The sequence below is a fragment of the Treponema vincentii genome, from assembly GCF_018336815.1.
GTDB lineage: Bacteria > Spirochaetota > Spirochaetia > Treponematales > Treponemataceae > Treponema.
Genome location: NZ_CP050497.1, coordinates 2,220,838 through 2,236,145, shown reverse-complemented (window position 1 = coordinate 2,236,145; position 15,308 = coordinate 2,220,838). Strand labels below are relative to the sequence as shown.

The following is a 15,308-nucleotide window of genomic DNA, read 5'->3' as shown; positions in this document are numbered from 1 at the left end:
GATGTCTGAGGTTATATTGGAACAGGTGACAAAGCAATGGGGCACTTGCAGTTTTATGGATAGCAGCATGACGTCAGAAACATTACATCACCTCTACGATTATTTGGTGCCGCTGGTAACGGGAGCCTATCGGGAAGCATCACAGTATAGTGTTCAAGGAATTGAAAAAAAAGAATTGAACGATATTGCCACGTTTACCGACCGGTTTATGGAACAAGCAATTGTAGAAGGCATCCGGCAGCGCTTTCCCGATCATACGTTTATCGGCGAAGAATACGGCGAAAACCGTGGGGAAAGCCCCTACGAATGGCTTATCGATCCGATTGACGGTACGGTGAATTTTGCTGCCGGTATTCCAATGTTCGGCACAACGCTCGCCTTACGGAAAAATAAAGAAACGATTTTCGGCATCATATTCGATTGGCCGAATAACGCTATTTACTACGCAATCAAAGGAGAGGGAGCGTACTGCGGCACTATGAAACTGCGGGTGTCGCAGCGTTCGCGCCTTGACGAATCGATTGTCAGTATTTGTTTAACATCGAGTTATAATACCGAATACAGCGAAAAAGTCCTCGACCTTATACAAAAATTGCAGCCGCATGTACGCGGCATACGGATAATTGTTTGTACGGTCTATGAGCTTATCTGGCTTGCAACCGGCAAAAGCGAAGCGATGATCAACGTCAAACCCTCGATGGGCTTAAGTTCCTGCGCCGGTAAGTTGATTGTCAGCGAAGCGGGCGGTAAGGTAACCAATCTATCGAATAAGCCGCGACAAGAAATCGATGATTTATTAATCACCAACTCGGTTATCCATGATGCAGTGTATAACATTATCGCGCGGGCATCCAAATAATACTATCCCGTGATATGACATACTCACATCACGGTTATTCCCGATCTACTATGAATTATAAACACAACGGAAGTACTCTACGCCGACGCTATTGATTTTTTATAAAATCTATATACGAACAAGCTTACTGTTGCACTGAAAACTTTATCTATCAAATTTGTAACGGTGCCGCCGAAGTATGCCGCAAATGTTAAGCTCTGTGTTACAACATAGATTCCTTGAACGGCGTTGTCTACTTGAGGAATGGAGGTATTTGCTGAGTAAAAAAAGATAGGAAATGGTGTCGCCCAGAATTGAATTGGTAATGGCTGAGATAAAACCTATCCACATAAAATTTTCGGTTGTGTAAGAAACATCCGTATAAGAGGTATTCGGGTTTGAAGGTGTCTTGGCTTTTTTCCGTTCGGAATAAAATACCAGATGTGCAACTACTGCGGTAGAAATATGACAGAGTATAAAAAGAATCCCTGTATTTGCGAAAATGCACAAAAGAGCGTTACTTGCGATTGCACATACAATCCCCGGAATAAGTCCGCACAAGGCTGTTACGGCAATAGTAAGCAGAGAATCCAAATACAAAGGAAAAGCAACAAGCCCTGCAAGATATGAACACATACAATTAATCACAATGCTTGCAATGGTGAACATGATTGTAAACATCCTTCGGTTGATTCGGTTCATTACATTTTTTCCCATTAAAATAGCAGCCCTAAAAGTTTTGCTTTTTCAATCAAATCATGCCGATCGCGAATAAACATTTTTCCGTAAACGGCAGTCCGCTGATTTAAGATTGTTTTTTCCGATTTTCCGAGCAGTTTTGCAATTTCAACTACATCAAGACCCTCAGCAAGATGAATGAAAACCTCTTTCTCTTTTTTTGAAAGACTTTTGTAATTATCAAAAAGATAACTTTTTTCGTTATGAACGCTGTGCCTGCCTTTGTTCTGCGGTAAAAGAGTGTGCAAAACTTTGCTTGCAACGCTATTGTAATACGTGTTCCCTGAACCTACCGCAAGGATTGCTTTTTCAACTTCATCAATCGAAGCTTCTTTTGTAATAAATCCTTGAACGCCAATCAAAAGGGCATGTTCTACGTGAATATCATCATTGTACATAGTGTAAATCAGAATGAAAATATCAGGCTTTACCCTTCTCATTTTTGAAACCGATTCAAGCGAGTTTTCACCGTCGAGGTTTAAATCGAGAACCACAATTTTGATATCTTTATCTTCATTAAGCTTTTTTAGTGCTTCCGGGATTGTCCCCACGCCTGTTATAGAAAGCGACGGATTTTTGTTTTGCAGCATAAAAATCATTCCGTCCCGTAAACCCGTGTGATCATCAATGAACAGAATCTTTAACGGTGATTGCAATGGTAAAACCTCCTTCATTTATAAAATCCGCACTGCCGTCTATCAGTTGGGCACGCTTTTTGATATTGGTAAGTCCGTAATGCTTTACGGCAGCTTTTAGCTTCCTGTTTTCAACCTCGGTTTCTTCAAAACCTTTTCCGTTATCGCAGATGATAAAACGGAAATCATCAATCCCGTCCACAATTTTTATTTCAACTTGTGTCGCATCGGAATGCCGTGAAACATTGCTCAACGCCTCCTGCAAAATTCTGATAAGGTGTGTCTTTTGCGTATTTTTGAGTGCACCTATTTTCTGACTTGCAACATATAGATTTGTTTTTATTCCGAAATTCACTTCAAATGCAGTGCAAATCTCGCGTATAATTTTTTCAAAATCTTCCGTAAACTCAATACTTCCGGAACCTATCATATAACGGATTTCGTTTAGGGCTTGTTTTGCGTAAAATTTCGATTTTGAAAAATCTTCTTTTTCAAGATAGATATTGAGCGCGGCAAGATTCTGCGCAACTCCGTCGTGAAGGTCGCGGCTGAAATTACTCTGTTCGGTCTGCATTGTTTTAAGTTGTTCGAGCTGCATTGAATTTTTAAAGAATTTTTCAAGGATTATAAAAGCTGCAATCGCAATCAGAAAAAGGGCGCTATATAAAAGAGAGTCGTAACCGAGGTTCAGCCTTGTCTGTATCTCATGAATGTGATTTTGAAAACTGATAATAGCATCCGTGTTACGATTACCGCTTTGAATGTTTTGAATGATTGCTTCAAGTTCTTTTTTTAGAGGCATATCAAAATAAGTGAAAGCTTGGTAGTCTGATCTCAGTTTAAGGGCAATTGCTTCAAAATCTACAGGATTTCCTGAAAAAATGTCAGCACTATCACTGCCGGCAACTATGCTTTTCGGATCCATTTGAAGCAATAACATTTCCGTGTCGAGTTTTTGAATAAGATTGTTGCTTGCCCGCTTAAAAAAAATTGTGCAAAAAAAGATTGCAAGTGCGGTGTAGATAAATATCGACTCGATTTTAAAAATTTTCTTAATAAGACTTAGCAGCATGATTTTCCAGTAAAATTGTTCGGTAATGAAACTATCGACCATATCTAGTATAACACGAACCGATATCCATGTCTTGGGAAAAATTCCCAAACTTTTTAGGAAAAATGACCAAAAGAATATACGGGCGGTGAGGTATAATAGAAGCGAAAAGTCGGTTTGTGGTGCCGATTGAAGGAAAATAGGAACGTTAAAAAACGACTAAAATCCTTGGAGAGAAAAATATGGAATTATTAGAAAAACTTAAAAAAAATTATGATAAATATTCGGATAATATTATCCAAAAATGCAATGCGACAAAAACTATAGTTTCCGGCATGAATAGTGATCGTAATCTTGTATATGACCCGATTGTTATCAAGTCAGAATATCTCGTTTCTGCATCTTTAAAAAATGATTTTATAGAGCGAATTAAGAACTTCTCAGGTGAAAAAAATTGTATTTACATCTTTGAAATCTGCGACTGTGAACGCCTTGAAGATATAAAAAAGATATTTGACGAAAAGAAAAAAGAGAAAAAAGAAAATAGATTTCCGTTTAATCTTCCCCTGAGTAACAATGCAAATAAATCAAAAGTTCTTTACGTTGGAAGCAAAAAAGGGAATTTGCATGAAAGATTGTTTTTGCATTTAGGTTTAAACCGTACGAATCGTTCTGGAAGTTTTAAAAAAAAGAGTGGAAGTACCTATGCCCTATATCTATCTTCTTGGTGGAAGAACGAATTCCCGAATATAAAAATCACCGTGTTCCGGTTTTCTGAGGACATTTTACCAATTCAGCTTCAATTCATTGAAGATACATTTTCAGAAATGCTGTGTCCTCTATTCGGGAAAAAAGGTTCAAACTCAAAGTAATAAAACATTTGTCGGTGGCAGATTATAAAATAAATCCGTAAAAATAAGATAAAATAAAAAATGGATATTTACAATGAAAACAGTAAGAATAACAAAAAGGCTCGCGCCTTTATATGAAACTGTGGTTTAAAAGCAAACGAAAATAGATGGTGCTGCGAAATAATTTTTTAGAGGAGTGTTTTATGAAAAGGTATTTTACTGTCGTAAGTATGGTGTGTTTGTTTGCATTAGTGAGCATTGCCGGAACAACGGCGCAGGAAGCGCAAAAAGTAAACCCTCCAACTGACTTTAAGTACGATTTAAACGAAACCTGTGACGGTGTTATCATTCAAAGATACAAAGGCACAGAGATGGAGGTGGTAATCCCCGCAGTTATTGAAGATTTTCCGGTAGTTGAGATCGGTTATGAGGCATTTTCAGAAACAAACATAGTTTCTATTGTTTTTCCGGATTCCGTTACGACTATCCATGGATGCTGCCAATACTGCGGATTTTTAACAAAAGTTGTATTGCCGAAAAACTTAACATATATACCCTCCCGTATGTTTGAGGGCTGTACTGCATTGAAAGAATTTACCCTGCCGGAGGAAATAAGCACAATCGGTCCAGGCGCTTTTGCTAGTTCCGGATTGGAAGCTATCGAAATACCCGACAGTGTAAAGAAAATAGGCGACAAGGGTGAATATGAAGTCTTTGCCGGTTGTCAAAATTTGAAAACCGTTACCATCGGAAATGGGATAAAAGTTATAGGCAGTAGAACATTTTCCGGCTGTACAAACCTCATGACCGTTATGATCGGGAATGGAACAGAAAACATAGGGTATCACGCATTTTCCGACTGTACGAACCTCACAACTGTTACGATCGGCAGAGGAATACGGGCTATCGGCGACTTTGCATTCAAGAATTGCAGCAGTTTAACGACCGTAAACATTGGAGTAGAAAAACTTGAAAAGGGTTCTTATGTTGGAGCTTACGAAACAGGCTATGGCGAAAAAGTCTTTTCCGGTTGTTCTGCTTTAAGCTTAAAAGAAAAGCAAAAGCTACGGAAAACCGGATACACCGATGAGTTTTAGCAGGTAATGCTTTTGCACCAGGGGGGCGTACGGAGAAAGTGGCCGGTGGAATGATAAACCGGTATGCCTGTATTGCATTCTGTAATCAATAACCGTTGAACCCATTAGAAATAAAGAATTTAACAAAGAAGATGTAGCCTATTATCTTGATTCGATCCTTTTTGAATACGGAAAAAAAATGAAAAAAGATATCGAAATAAGTAAACACAATGAAAAATGACGACCTGTTTACAATCGAATACTGAGTGCGAAAAACTGCAGCAAAGAAGCGACGGGTAAAATTGTCATACCTTCTCTCATGCGGAATGGAATGCCGTAGAACTGGCGGACAAGTGGATCGATGAAACACCGAAAGTAACAAAAATTCTCTGTACAGATGGAGATGGAGAAGTTTTTCATCAACTTTCTGCCAAAACCGAAAAGCCGGCCGAAAGAGTACAAAAGCGACGGAAAATAACAAGGGCAGAGCGGCAGATGGCGGAATAAGGGGATGGCACAATACATTACCCCCTGAAGAAGCTGCAGAATTTTGGAAAAATCTTTAAAATATGGATCAAGAAGATGATTTGCGTGATGAAAAAATCTATCACCACTTGGCTGCTATGGAAAGGCATGATGATTTTATAAAAGAAAAATTAATGACAAAAGACGACACTGTTTTTTTATGGCGCAACCTCGTACGTTACAAACAGGCAAAGGAACGCGGTCATAAATCAGCGGACTATTTTCTTGATGAAACGTATGAGAATTTCGGTTTTTTCGGAACGCTCTTGCACAAAACGCAGAATCCCTCATGCCTATATCTACACTGCAGACGGTTCTCTCGCTTCGCGTTTCCGTATTGACTCTCAGGATATCCCCGAAAAACTTTCAACACTGTATAAAACCGATATGCCGCTCGGAAAATACGAAGCTCAAATTATTGCATGGGCAAAAAAATCACCGGCACGGATGATTGAAGAAAACTGCCATACAAATTGGGATTCAATGCGAGCGGCGTGGCAGAATTCTTTTGAAGAAATTTATTCATAAAAAGGAAATTTAATTATGTCAGAACACAGTAAGGAAAGAAAAATGCAGGAAAAACTCTAAAAAGAAAACAACCAAATAATGATTCGTGCGGAGGGACAATACCCATCGTTCCTCGGCGTTTGTTCTTCAATCAGTTCTAAGCCGTTTAAATATGCAAACTTAATTAATGTTAGACTTATTGGGTTATGATAATACGGTATCAAAATTAAAAGATATTATCAAAGACAATGACCTTAACATTATTGTCACTCATTACAAATTATCAAATAAGCTACAACTTCTGCTTAACGATAATTTGCTCATCGCGTATACCGCTGCCGCAATCTCTTAGCAAGTTTTTTACCGATTCACTTGAAACAATAAAATGTGCATCAAGATTAATATCAGTAAATGCATCCTCACTAATGGCAGTAACGCTATTCGGTATCACAACGCTTGTTAAAGAGGTACAGCCGTAAAATGCCGCCCAGCAAATCTCTCTAACACTGTCAGGTATAGTAATCTTTGTTAAAGAAGCACAGCAGGAAAAAGCCTCTTCGCCAATTTCGGTAATACTGCGAGGTAGTACAATACTTGTGAGCGAACTACAATTATGAAAAATCTCCTCTCGTATTTTTGTCACGCTATCCGGTATCACAATGCCGGTTAAGCCGGTACAGCCCGAAAACGCTCGATTGCCGATTTCAGTAACACTAACCGGTATTGCAACACTTGTTACAAAACTACAGTCGGTAAATGCATCACTATTAATCTCAGCCACACTATCAGGGATGATAATACCGCCTTGTAAACCTGCAGCAGCAGCGATCAGTGTTGTCTTGTCCTTTGTATACAGGATATTATTTTCACTGCAATACACCGTATTTGCATTATCAACGGTAATATCTATTAAACCGGTGCAGCTCCCAAAAGCTCGCCCTCCAATCTCCGTAACACGCGCTGGAATAACAACATGTGTTAAAGCAGTACATAAGATAAACGCCTCCCAGCCAATTTCAATAACAGAGTCAGGTATTACAATGTTTGTGAGGGAAGTGCAGCAGCTAAATGCCGACCAGTCAATCTTAGTAACACTGTCAGGAAGCTCAATACGTGTTAAAGAACTACAGCAGAAAAACATCTTCCAACTAATTTCAGTAATACTGTCGGGTATTGTTACGCTTATTAAAGAACTGCACTCATTAAAAGCTCCACCGCCGATTTTCGTAACGCTGTTCGGTATCACAACATGTGTTAAACCGGTACAGCCGGAAAATACTTCTTCGCCGATTTCAGTAACACTATCGGGAAGAACCAGACTGACTACTAACTTTTTTTTATCAACTACGGAGATTAGTGTCCCATCTCTTATGTTCAGCAGTTTGAGATTTGCTTTTTCTTCTGCCGTCAATAGCAATTCATCTACGCTTGCAATATCGTCTTTATTGATAGTCAGCATATCACACTCCATCGCAAATAAGCTTAAGGGTTTCCTATCGTCAGTATAGAACATTTTTATCTTTGATGGTATGCTCATAGACAGTAACGCGGGCTATAGCGAAGCTGCACGGAAAGAGGTAGAGCAGAGCGCAAGGGACTATTTAGCTTGGTTGGATGCACTGCAACAAGCGTAAAGCGTTTCTTAATATCAATTACATTAGGAGGGATATGATGGCAATTCCAACGTATGAAGAGTGCATGCTACCGCTTATGAAAATTGCAGAAGATGGTAAAGAGCATTTATTTAGAGAAGCTACTGACGCATTGATAAATCAATTTAAGTTAACTGAGAAAGAAAAACAAGAATTGCTCCCAAGCGGCTCAGCATTTGTTGTTAATAATAGAATTGGATGGGCAAGAACATATTTAACAAAAGCCGGTTTATTATTAACCACTAAAAGAGGTTATTTTCGCATATCGGAAGAAGGAAAGAAACTCTTGCAAAAGGAGCCTGCATTTATCAATACTAAAATGCTCAAAGAATATGATGCTTTTAATGAATTCCAGACGACAAAAGAGCCTGATAATTCTGAAAATAATAAAATTGAACATAATATTGAACAAAGCATTACTCCACATGAATTGCTTGAAAGCGGTTATCTCAGTATAAAAAACGAATTAGCAGATGAGTTATTGTCTACAATTAAAAATATCAGCCCTTCAAAATTTGAAAAATTAGTGATTGATTTATTGGTTAAGATGGGATACGGCGGTTCAATCAAAGAAGCTGCCACGGTAGTTGGAAAGTCCGGCGATGAAGGAATTGATGGCATCATTAAAGAAGATAAGTTAGGCCTTGATGTTATTTACATTCAAGCAAAAAAATGGGATAGCGGTACTATCGGACGCCCCGAAATACAAAAGTTTGCAGGGGCATTGTTAGGAAAAAAAGCAAAAAAGGGAATATTTATTACTACTTCAACATTTACAAACGAAGCAAAAAAATATGTTACCGATATTGATGCAAAAATAATACTACTTGATGGAAAGCAATTAACTGAATTAATGATAGAAAATAATCTTGGGGTAAGCACACAAGATGTTTACACAATAAAACGAATCGATTCGGATTATTTTGAAGAAGATTAAAATCAAGGGAACTGTCAAAAACTTGCGCAGTTAGTGTTAGCGGATTGCTTAAAATAATCCCCTCAATTCTTTTCTTATTCATAATGTCTGTTGCCCTCAGCATAGGCACCGGTGTCTATATCAAGGACTTCGCGCACAGGCTTGATAAGCGATTCTTCGTAGCGGCATATCCATCGTTCAGGCTGTGCTGAACCATCCGGTATGCCGTCGATGGTGTCGCCGGTTTCTATGGGCTCAGCATTTATTAAAAGATAGAACGCGGTGTTATACACATAATTTACCATCAGGTTCGGATCAATCGTGTGGCGGCAAACTGTGCTACAGCGGTGTCCGAATCGTACGAAAAACATTCGGCATTTTCCAAGCGCTTTTGTATCACTGCTTCCATCTGCTCTCGAGCCGGCATTGTTACCGGCGCTTTAAACAAGAGCTTTACAATCAACACCCCCGACGCAAGCGTCGAGGTTGTTGTTCTCATAAGGTGGTTGCAGTCGGCTTTAATACCCTTTGTTACGACGCAGAGCGTCGGGGTATTAAATCCTCCGCACGAATAAAAATGCCGCCGACTTTTTCTTCTTTGATTAAATCCTGTTGAAAAATCTTATCCATATTTTGCCTACCCTTCTCTTCTATTTTTGAAAGCATGAAAAAAATGTTACGCGTTTATAATATTTTTCTCAAAAAAATCGATTGCATTTTTAAAATCGTTTTCATTCGGTCGACCTTTGTTTAAACCGCCGATGAGTTTTAAGGGGCCGAAGGTATCGAAACCTTTACAGCCGAATATCCCCATGCAGATTTTTCCGTTTTGTTCGGTTCTTTTACGCAGCGTTTTTTCAAACCCTGCATTCACAGCTCCAGCGGTGTAAATAAAAAACAGCTTTTGTACGCCGCTCGTAAGCGCTTGGTCAAATAGTGAATCAATCGGTTTTGCAAATTTAAAGTAAAAAATTCCGGAGGCAAAACCGATCGTATCATATCGCTTAAAATCATCGGAATTAAAATCGACAGCTTTGATCAGAACCGTTTCGGGGTACTTCTCTTTTATTTTATACAGCACTTTTTCAGTGTTCCCGTGGTGTGTTGAACTGTATACAATGCATACATTACTCATAGCATAATTCTCCTTCATTATTTATGTAGCCGTATCGTTTAGGGTATACGGCCGAGAGATCTTTTTCCAAAATAATATTTCCATCATTTAATCTTTTTTGCGCAACCGTTCGATATGCAAAATCGATTGCGTTGCTTTTACAATGATAAAAACACTCTCCGCATAAGATACAATTTTTTTGATCTTTTATCGATACCTTATCATCTTCAAAAATAAAATTATTAACAGGACACACTGAAATACATTTTTTACATGCATGGCAGTTTTCTCGTATAATCGATACGGTTTTAAACTTTGCATGTATTTTTTCTTGCGAAAGTATGTTCAGCATAAGACGCATAGGGACTTTGGTATACGCAAAAGAACTGCTATTGTCTTGTATATGTTCCGTATGCAAACATAAATCCAGAATAGTACTTATGGCCTTCTCTATTAAACATTCTTCCGCGTCGCCGGGCTTGTGCTCCAGTATTTTGGTACGAAAAAATCTGCTCAGTGTATGAAAGGAGGCAAGTTTTATTCCCAAAACCGGCACATATTTTTTCTTTTTTAATGCGCGCCCCATCTCTTCCAATGCAATAAATGAATGAGCACCTCCGTACGTGATAAACGGAACGGCAATTTTTGAACGCTTTTGATCCGATTCAGGCAGCGCTTCAAGGATGCGCAATACATGAGTTTCCGCATGTCCTGCATATACCGGAGCGCCCGCAAAAAGCACGTCGAATTCTTTTAGGCGATTTTCCAATATATTTTGCCGTTCCGATTTTGAGGCAGCCAATAGACTGTCGTCTTTTGTGACATTTACGATATCGGTTATGCCGCCTTTCTCTTCGATACTCCTCTGAATCATGCGTGCAGCAGCTAATGTGTGTCCCGAAGGACTAAATACAATGATAGCAGCTTTCATAGTAAATCCTCCTTAAAATAAACCTTCCTTAAAATGCAACAGTCGAACAAAATATCAATTTTGGAGACTGTTGCATTCGTGCGCGGAACGCGCACATATAATCCGCGAGTTTGCGCTTACGCAAACTCGCAGCGTTTTTAGACAATGCCAACTGCATTGTCTAAAATAAGCCGTCCTATAAATTCGACAACCGCAGCCTTTATCAAAAAGCGAGGATTGGCGAATTGCCGCACTTTTGCAACGAAATGAAAAAGTGCAATCAATAGGCGATGTTTTCGCTTGCGCAAACTCGCAGCGTTTTTAGATAATGCCAACTGCATTGTCTAAAATAAGCCTTCATTTGAGCTTAAATCGGGAATATTGTTATCTACCAATTCCGCTAAACGAGCAATTGCGCCAAATTCTTTTTTTGAAAGTGAATTTAAATACGCTGCAAGTTTCTCGTTAAAACCAGCGTGAAATTTTTCGTGATTGTTATACGCAATGATTCCTTCTTTCGTCAGCTTAAAATAAACGGTTTTTTTGTTATCCGCTTTTTTATATTTTTCTATCAATTTTTTCTTGATCAGCTTATCGGCGACTTGCGTTACAGCACCATTTGTAATCCCGAGTTTTTCCGAAAGCTCGGAAGCGCTGTGTCCGCCATCCAAACCTATCGCTTCTATAAAATGAATTTCACTTTGGTACAAAGTATGCTGTGTACCGAAAGTCCTCGGTCTTTTATCATTAGCGTTTATTTTATACTGAATTTTTACCGTCCGTTTTATGAGATTTTCTACATCATTCATTGCATTGTCCTTTTTATTTTAGCCACTAAAATAAAAATATATTAAAATGCAGTCGATGTCAATATGTTTTAGCAACTAAATATTTTAATACACTATGGGATATTGCTGAAAACGAGTAAAAAGTTTTTATAGCGATTTCTTCTTAAACTCCGCCCGATCCATTACATATTTCTAAAAGATGTTTTTTTATCAAAGCCATGATTAACAATCTTTTCAGAATCCGTTAAATTCTTGGATTCGCAATTTTGATCATTTTTAAGTGAAAACAATACCATTGACATTTTTGATTGTTTGCGCCACTATCCCTACCCTTGTATTTTATGGAGGTTTTATGACATCTAAAAAGTGTTTACAGGCAGCTATAGGGGCTGCTCTGTTGTCGGTGTGCCTGCTTGCAGGTTGTGCCAGTGTTCCTGCTACCGCAGTATCGGATACTGCAGCAGCTTCAGAACTTGCTGTTATGAAAGGTTCATGGCAGCCCCTCAGCCGTTTTGAAGATGATGCTGTTTTGCAGGATGTATACGCTAAAAATGCTGCTGCAATGCCGTACTATAGTGAAGGCGGATTAAAAGCAGCAGTACATTATGCGGTGGCGGCGCCCGTGATAAAAGCTGTTTTTGACGGTTCAAATACGGTAGCGTTTACTGTACGTACTGCCGACGGTTCTGAGAAAGAGGTTTTGTGTGAATATACCTTTAAAGGTACACGCCCTATGGTTGAAGATTCGACTCGCAATTGGCTCACATTTGAAGCGGTAAAACCAATTCAAGAATTAAAGAATTTGCGCTATTTTGTTGTTACGGCTCCTCAAGTTGATAAAAAAACCGGAATAAAATCATTTGATGCCCGCTTCGGTAAATGGGGAATTCGATCGCTGGTACATGGGGATCCTTTGAAGCGAGCGCCTTTTGTAGAAGCAAATCTTTCAAAAGAAGAGGTACTTAAACAGTTTACGGCTGTTATCAATACAGTGGCAGCAGAAAAATTACCCAAAGAACCGCTTGCGTTGTATAATGGCAAATGGGTAAATTCAGTTACCGTTTGCGAAGATCCGCGCCCTGCTATTCAAAATGTTTACACGCAATTGATTAAAGAATTTGCCGGACAAAATCCGAAGGGCGGTGATTATACAAAAGAAGATATTATGGCACTGGTGTACAAGGCATTCGGTACCGCCAATGATTTTACTCATATTGAATTTGTTGCAGGAAATGGTAAAAATGAGATTATCGTATGGAAAGGTGATAAAGAAGTCAGCCGCAGTTCATATATACAAGATAGTGCACATGCCGCACATCCGGCATATCGTGCATTTTCCGCTACTGATCCTGCATTTAAAGGTAAGTTGGCTCATTTCGCAATTACCATTCCCCACGCTGTCCCGCCTCACATGCATTTCTGGTACGGGACTTCCGTCGAAGAAGCCGCAAAAATGAAGAACGCACCTACCTGTATACGTGCTGATGTATCTGAAGAAGAGATGGTGCAGCATGTCCTTGATAGCTGCCGGAGCTTTTTAAAAGGGTCTATACATTAATTAGTTAAAACGGAGTTGTCTTACCGATGGCAAAAACAATTAGTTTTTACCATCGGCAGGAGCAGGAGTATTAAAAACGCTCTGCACGAATAAACGACAAAATACCGCCACATAAGGATTCTATACTTTAAACTGATTATCCCAATCATCAGAATTATAAATCTTATCTAAGTGATACTGATTATCTGTCAACTACACCCTATCGGGTATAGATACTTATTTTAAAAACGATTATACACCCGATAGGGTATATTTCAGCGCTCTTCTTTTGACAGTATACCCTAAAGGGTGTATATTACATATGCAACAACTTCACGGGAGACTATGTTTATATATTTAAAGTCCCTTTAAGTAACAATTGAAATAATCTTTTTCTCTATAGATTTTTGCACCCGAAAAATTTTTTAATCCGGTCTTTCGGTAATTTTGTATTTTGCCGCTACTATCTATGTAGCTGTGATTTATCACTTCGGTAATATCTGAAAAATTATAATTTTCGGGAAGATCAAAAAAGGAGAATGAAAAGGCAGTACCGAAATTAAAATAATTCCGAATAAATACTTGATATTCGACTTCTTTATTCATACTGTCTGTTACCCGCAGCATAGGCGCCGGTATCTATATCGAGAACTTCGCGCACCGGCTGGATAAGCGATTCTTCGTAGCGGCATATCCATCGTTCAGGCGGTGCAGAACCGTCCGGTATGCCGCCAATGGTGTCGCCGGTTTCTATGGGGTTATCATTTATTAAAAGATACAACGCGGTGTTGTATGCATGATTTACCATCAGGTTCGGATCAAGTCCATGAAAATGATATTGTATGTCGGGCAAGAACAACAAGCTCATGCCGAGCGTATCGACAAGCATATCTTCGCCGCCTTGAATAGTAAAAAAGCGGACGTTCACGGCAAATTGAATAAAACGGTTTTCACGGGGAAGCGTATGGTTGCGGATAGTTTCTGCAGTAAAAAGTTTTCCCGAATTTTCAAAATAAACGGCAGTGCAGTCAGGAAAAAGCTCGACCAGCGCCTCTGTAAAATCCATATCGAGTGCTGCACGCTCCGATGCGGGAAGTGCCGCCGCCAACATATCGGTACCGATGAGTGCATATCGGCATTCGGACAAAATGGCATCTTTATCGTCTCCGCAGTCCCACATCTGGCTTTTGGTAAAATCGTCAATGGTATTTCCGTCAAAGGCGGCGGGAGCAATCATCAGCATAGGCGGATACGTCCCATCCTTAAATTCAGCCCGATATCGTGTGGCGGCAAACTGCGCTACGGCAGTATCAGAATCGTACGAAAAACATTCGGCATCTCCCAAGCGCTTTTGCATCACCGCTTCCATCTGCTCTCGAGCCGGCATTGTTACCGGCGCTTTAAACAAGAGCTTTACAATAAAAATGCCGCCGACTTTTTCTTCTTTGGTTAAATCCTGTTGAAAAATTTTATCCATATTTTATTTTACCTTATCGTAAACCGACCCGCTATGACCGATGACCAGACAAGCATAACGAGTTTATTGTACTGTATCGCACATATCCTCTATAAGAGTTTCTTACATTGAATAATGTATACGTTAAAACTGTGCAGCCCATTCGGCAAGGGAAGCCTTGTTCAGCCGTCCGTTCAATAGTTTGCCTTCCACGATTTTTGCATTCGGTGCACTCGGCTGCAAGTTGGTGACCGCCTTCCCAAAACTACTCCCGCCCGATGTCGCAAACAGCACGATTTTTTTACCGCTAAAATCATATCGTTCAAGAAAGGTATTGATAATCGTCGGCGCAATATACCACCAAATCGGAAAGCCGACAAAAATCACATCATAGTCAGCGATATGTGCATCATCATCCACAATCGCAGGGCGGGAAGATTTATCAGCCATCTCTACACTACTGCGTGATTTTTTATCCATCCAATCCAAATCCGCCTTTGTATACGGAATAGCCGGTTTTATCTCGTGCACATCCGCACCCGCAGCCTCTGCCAATATCCGCGCAGCTTGAGCCGTTACTCCCGAAGCGCTAAAAAATGCCACTAATTTCTTTGCCATCATACCCTCCTCGTAAAGATTAAAAGTATCCTCAAAAGTTGAACAAATTTTCAAAGATACCGTCCTCTGAATATATAAGGCAAACTGCCGTTTAAG

General features: G+C 39.5%; 17 protein-coding genes and 1 pseudogene. 7 read left to right on the top strand and 11 right to left on the bottom strand.

Translation table 11 applies throughout. The annotated features are described in order from the left end of the window. Position 1 precedes the first annotated feature (1 nt). Positions 2-859, top strand: a complete 858-nt coding sequence (locus GWP40_RS10170) for an inositol monophosphatase family protein (protein ID WP_212565249.1) — start codon at positions 2-4, stop codon at positions 857-859. Positions 860-1,554: 695 nt separating this feature from the next. Here the strand turns inward: GWP40_RS10170 and GWP40_RS10165 are convergent. Beyond that, complete coding sequence (locus tag GWP40_RS10165; RefSeq protein ID WP_212565248.1) at positions 1,555-2,232, bottom strand: response regulator transcription factor; 678 nt, start codon at positions 2,230-2,232, stop codon at positions 1,555-1,557. Next, positions 2,201-3,325 carry a sensor histidine kinase gene (locus GWP40_RS10160; RefSeq protein WP_212565247.1) on the bottom strand — a complete coding sequence of 375 codons (1,125 nt, stop codon included), beginning with the start codon at positions 3,323-3,325 and terminating at the stop codon, positions 2,201-2,203. Before GWP40_RS10160 ends, GWP40_RS10165 begins: the two co-directional genes overlap by 32 nt. Positions 3,326-3,504: 179 nt before the next feature. Here GWP40_RS10160 and GWP40_RS10155 point away from each other — a divergent pair, with 179 nt between their 5' ends. From GWP40_RS10155 to GWP40_RS10145, 3 genes are all read left to right on the top strand, one after another. After that, the gene (locus GWP40_RS10155; RefSeq protein ID WP_212565246.1) at positions 3,505-4,134 is read left to right on the top strand and encodes a hypothetical protein; all 630 of its coding nucleotides are present in this window, start codon (positions 3,505-3,507) and stop codon (positions 4,132-4,134) included. A 182-nt stretch (positions 4,135-4,316) separates the two neighbouring features. Then, a complete protein-coding gene (locus GWP40_RS10150; RefSeq protein WP_212565245.1) occupies positions 4,317-5,210 on the top strand; it encodes a leucine-rich repeat domain-containing protein in 894 nt (297 codons plus the stop codon). A gap of 732 nt (positions 5,211-5,942) precedes the next feature. Continuing rightward, entirely contained in the window at positions 5,943-6,242 is a 300-nt protein-coding gene (locus GWP40_RS10145) for a hypothetical protein (RefSeq protein ID WP_212565244.1), read from the top strand. A 271-nt stretch (positions 6,243-6,513) separates the two neighbouring features. Here GWP40_RS10145 and GWP40_RS10140 read toward each other — a convergent pair whose 3' ends face one another. Then, entirely contained in the window at positions 6,514-7,680 is a 1,167-nt protein-coding gene (locus GWP40_RS10140) for a leucine-rich repeat domain-containing protein (protein WP_212565243.1), read from the bottom strand. Between the two features lie 76 nt (positions 7,681-7,756). Here GWP40_RS10140 and GWP40_RS13435 point away from each other — a divergent pair. Continuing rightward, positions 7,757-7,855 (top strand): annotated as a pseudogene (locus GWP40_RS13435) (NAD(P)H-dependent oxidoreductase); the annotation flags it as partial. 34 nt (positions 7,856-7,889) lie between these two features. After that, on the top strand, positions 7,890-8,810 hold the full coding sequence (locus GWP40_RS10135; RefSeq protein WP_230974397.1) for a restriction endonuclease: 921 nt from the start codon (positions 7,890-7,892) through the stop codon (positions 8,808-8,810). Positions 8,811-8,884: 74 nt separating this feature from the next. Here GWP40_RS10135 and GWP40_RS12965 read toward each other — a convergent pair whose 3' ends face one another. The 6 genes from GWP40_RS12965 to GWP40_RS10110 all read right to left on the bottom strand — a co-directional run bounded on the left by GWP40_RS12965 (position 8,885) and on the right by GWP40_RS10110 (position 11,622). Continuing rightward, on the bottom strand, positions 8,885-9,094 hold the full coding sequence (locus GWP40_RS12965) for a DUF4261 domain-containing protein (RefSeq protein WP_230974396.1): 210 nt from the start codon (positions 9,092-9,094) through the stop codon (positions 8,885-8,887). After that, a complete protein-coding gene (locus GWP40_RS12960; RefSeq protein WP_230974395.1) occupies positions 9,094-9,288 on the bottom strand; it encodes a hypothetical protein in 195 nt (64 codons plus the stop codon). The genes GWP40_RS12965 and GWP40_RS12960 overlap by 1 nt, the downstream gene beginning before the upstream one ends. Positions 9,289-9,465: 177 nt before the next feature. Then, positions 9,466-9,924, bottom strand: coding sequence for a flavodoxin family protein (locus tag GWP40_RS10125; protein ID WP_212565242.1), 459 nt, complete (start codon positions 9,922-9,924; stop codon positions 9,466-9,468). Further along, complete coding sequence (locus GWP40_RS10120) at positions 9,917-10,834, bottom strand: 4Fe-4S binding protein (RefSeq protein ID WP_212565241.1); 918 nt, start codon at positions 10,832-10,834, stop codon at positions 9,917-9,919. Before GWP40_RS10120 ends, GWP40_RS10125 begins: the two co-directional genes overlap by 8 nt. A 137-nt stretch (positions 10,835-10,971) precedes the next feature. Beyond that, entirely contained in the window at positions 10,972-11,154 is a 183-nt protein-coding gene (locus GWP40_RS10115) for a hypothetical protein (protein WP_212565240.1), read from the bottom strand. A 3-nt stretch (positions 11,155-11,157) separates the two neighbouring features. Then, positions 11,158-11,622 (bottom strand): MarR family transcriptional regulator, encoded by a 465-nt coding sequence (locus GWP40_RS10110; RefSeq protein WP_212565239.1) that lies wholly within the window; start codon positions 11,620-11,622, stop codon positions 11,158-11,160. A 331-nt stretch (positions 11,623-11,953) separates the two neighbouring features. Between GWP40_RS10110 and GWP40_RS10105 the strand changes: the two genes are divergently transcribed. Continuing rightward, entirely contained in the window at positions 11,954-13,159 is a 1,206-nt protein-coding gene (locus GWP40_RS10105) for a hemin-binding protein B (protein WP_212565238.1), read from the top strand. Positions 13,160-13,736: 577 nt separating this feature from the next. Here the strand turns inward: GWP40_RS10105 and GWP40_RS10100 are convergent. After that, on the bottom strand, positions 13,737-14,615 hold the full coding sequence (locus GWP40_RS10100; RefSeq protein WP_212565237.1) for a DUF4261 domain-containing protein: 879 nt from the start codon (positions 14,613-14,615) through the stop codon (positions 13,737-13,739). A 123-nt stretch (positions 14,616-14,738) separates the two neighbouring features. Then, positions 14,739-15,212 carry a flavodoxin gene (locus tag GWP40_RS10095; RefSeq protein ID WP_212565236.1) on the bottom strand — a complete coding sequence of 158 codons (474 nt, stop codon included), beginning with the start codon at positions 15,210-15,212 and terminating at the stop codon, positions 14,739-14,741. Positions 15,213-15,308: the final 96 nt, after the last annotated feature.

What these genes read in the sequence shown, in the direction of transcription:
- GWP40_RS10170 (WP_212565249.1), top strand. Translation starts at nt 2, where the DNA reads ATGTCTGAGGTTATATTGGAACAGGTGACAAAGCAATGGGGCACTTGC.
- GWP40_RS10160 (WP_212565247.1), bottom strand. Translation starts at nt 3,325, where the DNA reads ATGGTCGATAGTTTCATTACCGAACAATTTTACTGGAAAATCATGCTG.
- GWP40_RS10155 (WP_212565246.1), top strand. Translation starts at nt 3,505, where the DNA reads ATGGAATTATTAGAAAAACTTAAAAAAAATTATGATAAATATTCGGAT.
- GWP40_RS10150 (WP_212565245.1), top strand. Translation starts at nt 4,317, where the DNA reads ATGAAAAGGTATTTTACTGTCGTAAGTATGGTGTGTTTGTTTGCATTA.
- GWP40_RS10145 (WP_212565244.1), top strand. Translation starts at nt 5,943, where the DNA reads ATGAAACGTATGAGAATTTCGGTTTTTTCGGAACGCTCTTGCACAAAA.
- GWP40_RS10140 (WP_212565243.1), bottom strand. Translation starts at nt 7,680, where the DNA reads ATGCTGACTATCAATAAAGACGATATTGCAAGCGTAGATGAATTGCTA.
- GWP40_RS10135 (WP_230974397.1), top strand. Translation starts at nt 7,890, where the DNA reads ATGATGGCAATTCCAACGTATGAAGAGTGCATGCTACCGCTTATGAAA.
- GWP40_RS12965 (WP_230974396.1), bottom strand. Translation starts at nt 9,094, where the DNA reads ATGGTAAATTATGTGTATAACACCGCGTTCTATCTTTTAATAAATGCT.
- GWP40_RS12960 (WP_230974395.1), bottom strand. Translation starts at nt 9,288, where the DNA reads ATGAGAACAACAACCTCGACGCTTGCGTCGGGGGTGTTGATTGTAAAG.
- GWP40_RS10125 (WP_212565242.1), bottom strand. Translation starts at nt 9,924, where the DNA reads ATGAGTAATGTATGCATTGTATACAGTTCAACACACCACGGGAACACT.
- GWP40_RS10120 (WP_212565241.1), bottom strand. Translation starts at nt 10,834, where the DNA reads ATGAAAGCTGCTATCATTGTATTTAGTCCTTCGGGACACACATTAGCT.
- GWP40_RS10115 (WP_212565240.1), bottom strand. Translation starts at nt 11,154, where the DNA reads ATGCAGTTGGCATTATCTAAAAACGCTGCGAGTTTGCGCAAGCGAAAA.
- GWP40_RS10110 (WP_212565239.1), bottom strand. Translation starts at nt 11,622, where the DNA reads ATGAATGATGTAGAAAATCTCATAAAACGGACGGTAAAAATTCAGTAT.
- GWP40_RS10105 (WP_212565238.1), top strand. Translation starts at nt 11,954, where the DNA reads ATGACATCTAAAAAGTGTTTACAGGCAGCTATAGGGGCTGCTCTGTTG.
- GWP40_RS10100 (WP_212565237.1), bottom strand. Translation starts at nt 14,615, where the DNA reads ATGGATAAAATTTTTCAACAGGATTTAACCAAAGAAGAAAAAGTCGGC.
- GWP40_RS10095 (WP_212565236.1), bottom strand. Translation starts at nt 15,212, where the DNA reads ATGGCAAAGAAATTAGTGGCATTTTTTAGCGCTTCGGGAGTAACGGCT.